This window comes from uncultured Xylophilus sp. (genome assembly GCA_913776965.1).
In the GTDB taxonomy this organism is placed as follows: Bacteria; Pseudomonadota; Gammaproteobacteria; order Burkholderiales; family Burkholderiaceae_C; genus Xylophilus.
This window is the reverse complement of the sequence record CAJYQL010000038.1, coordinates 1-2689: the sequence shown is the minus strand read 5'-3', so window position 1 is coordinate 2689 and position 2689 is coordinate 1. Positions and strand designations below refer to the sequence as shown.

Here is a 2689-nt window from a genome sequence, read left to right as displayed (position 1 = left end):
GATCCAGTACTGGCACAACCATCCGTCGCTCAGCTATGTGTTCAGCGGCATGTTCATCGGCCCGACCAGCCAGGCGCCGCGGGTGGACGAGGCCCGCAACGACCAGGTCTACGAGCTGGAGATCGCGCTGCAGGAGATCGCCAATGCGCGCAAGGTGCACGGCGAGGCCATGCCGCCCTGGCTGGTGGACCGCACGCTGCGCAACATCCTGATCGACATCACCGGCAATACCCACCGCGCCGAGTTCTGCATCGACAAGCTGTACTCGCCCGACTCTTCCACCGGCCGGCTCGGCCTGCTGGAGCTGCGCGCCTTCGAGATGCCGCCGCATCCGCAGATGAGCATCGTGCAGCAGCTGCTGCTGCGGGCGCTGGTCGCGCGGTTCTGGAAGAAGCCGTACCAGGCGCCGGTCGCCCGCTGGGGCACCACGCTGCACGACCGCTTCATGCTGCCGGCCTTCCTGCAAGCCGACCTGGAGGACGTGATCGAGGAGATGCGGCAGGCGGGCTACGCCTTCGACGCCGCGTGGTTCGCGCCGCACCTGGAATTCCGCTTCCCGCGCATCGGCGCGGTCGATGCGATGGGCGTGCAGCTGTCGCTTCGCACGGCGCTGGAGCCCTGGCATGTCATGGGCGAGGAAAGCGCCGGCGGCGGCACCGTGCGCTTCGTCGATTCGTCGGTCGAGCGGATCGAGGTCCACGTCACCGGCCTGGACGCGCACCGCCATGCGGTCACCGTCAACGGCCAGCCCCTGCCGCTGCAGCCGACCGGCGTCGAGGGCGAGTACATCGCCGGCGTACGTTTCAAGGCCTGGAATCCGTATTCCGCGCTGCATCCGACGATCGGCGTGCACGCGCCGCTGACCTTCGACATCGTGGACGTGGCGCTGCGCCGGGCGGTCGGCGGCTGCCGCTACCACGTGGGCCATCCGGGCGGGCGCAACTACACGACGCTGCCGGTGAACGCGAACGAGGCGGAAAGCCGCCGGCTCGCCCGTTTCTTCCGCACCGGGCACACCACCGGCGAACTGTCGATCCCGGACCAGCCGGTCGGCGCCACCGCCGCGAGCCGGGAATTCCCGTTCACGCTGGACCTGCGGCGCAATTGAGGCACCCGCCGCGCCCGGCGCCCGTTGTCCCGCGGCGGACGACGGGCACCGTTCCGGTGCGCTGTAGGACCCTCGGCCCGATGGGAGAATGCGCACGCCGTGGAACAAGCCAACGATTTCCCCCTACCGACCGACGCCGCGACGCCGTCGAACGCGCAACACAGCGCCGCCCGCGGCCACTTCGACGAACTGCGCGGCCGCTCCGATGCTCCTGATTCGATAGCTGGTGACGCCGGTGCGGCGGGCGCCTGGCGTGTTTTTTTCAACGAACTCGGACCCGACGGCTACCGCGATCTCGACCGCCGCATGGCGAACCTGCGCCGGCAGATCCGCGACAACGGCGTCACCTACAACGTCTACGCCGACGAAGGCACCGGGCCGCCGCGACCCTGGTCGGTCGACCTGTTCCCGCTGATAGTGACCGCCGACGACTGGGCCCGCATCGAGACCGGGGTGCTGCAGCGGGTGCGGGTGCTCGACCGGGTGATGGCCGACGTCTACGGCGCCCAGCGGCTGCTGGCGAGCGGCCTGCTGCCGCCGGCGCTGGTCCACGGCCACCCCGGCTACCTCCGCGAGATGCACGGCGCCCAGCCCGACGGCACGCTGCTGCACATCGCGGCGTTCGACTTGGCGCGCGGGCCGGACGGCCACTGGTGGGTGATGTCGCAACGTACCCAGGCACCGTCGGGCCTGGGCTACTTGCTCGAGAACCGGCTGGCCATCTCGCGCCAGTTCCCGGAAGCCTTCGAGGCGATGCACGTGCAGCGCCTTGCCGGCACCTACCGTGCGCTGGTCGAAGGCCTGAAGCGCGCCTGCGGCGGCCCGGACGCGCGGATCGCGCTGCTGACGCCCGGCCCCTACAACGAAACCTATTTCGAGCATGCCTACCTGGCCCGCTACCTGGGCCTGACCCTGGTCGAGGGCAGCGACCTCACGGTGCGTGAGGACCGCCTCTACCTGAAAACGCTGCAGGGCCTGCAGCGGGTGCACGGCCTGCTCAAACGGGTGGACGACGAGTTTCTGGATCCGCTCGAGCTGCGCTCGGACTCCACGCTCGGCGTGCCGGGCCTGCTGCAGGCGGTGCGGTCCGGCCAGGTGCTGGTGGCCAACGCGCCCGGCTCGGCCTTCCTGGAATCGCCGGCACTGCTCGGGTTCCTGCCGGCCCTGGCGCGTCACCTGCTGGGCGAGGAACTGGCGCTGCCAGCGCTGCCCACCTGGTGGTGCGGCGAGCGCACCGTGCTGGAGCGCGCGCTGCCGCAGCTGGGCGCCAGTGTGATTCAGCCGACCTATCCGCCGTCGGACTACCACGCGTCGTTCGAACCGGTGCTCGGCCAGCGCCTGTCGATGCGTGCCCGCGACGAATGGATCGGCCGGATCGTCCGGCAGAGCGACGACCACACCCTGCAGGCCCAGCTGCCGCTGTCGCACATGCCGACCTGGGACGATGCCGGGCTGGCCGGCGGCGGCCAGATCGTCGCGCGGCCGGTGATGCTGCGGGTGTTCACCGTCTCGGACGGGCAGGGCGGCTGGCGGGTACTGCCGGGCGGCATGGCCCGGGTGGCCGGCGCGTCGGCCGACGCG

The 2689-nt window shown here is 70.8% G+C and carries 2 protein-coding genes; both read left to right on the top strand.

Features of this window, described 5'->3' with window-relative positions; all coding sequences use genetic code 11:
* A partial coding sequence (locus tag QZ500_RS06090) for a transglutaminase family protein (RefSeq protein ID WP_295852243.1) occupies positions 1 to 1108 on the top strand: 1108 nt, incomplete at its 5' end.
* A 99-nt stretch (positions 1109 to 1207) separates the two neighbouring features.
* Positions 1208 to 2689, top strand: a 1482-nt coding sequence (locus QZ500_RS06085; protein WP_295852241.1) for a circularly permuted type 2 ATP-grasp protein, incomplete at its 3' end; no start/stop codon positions are given.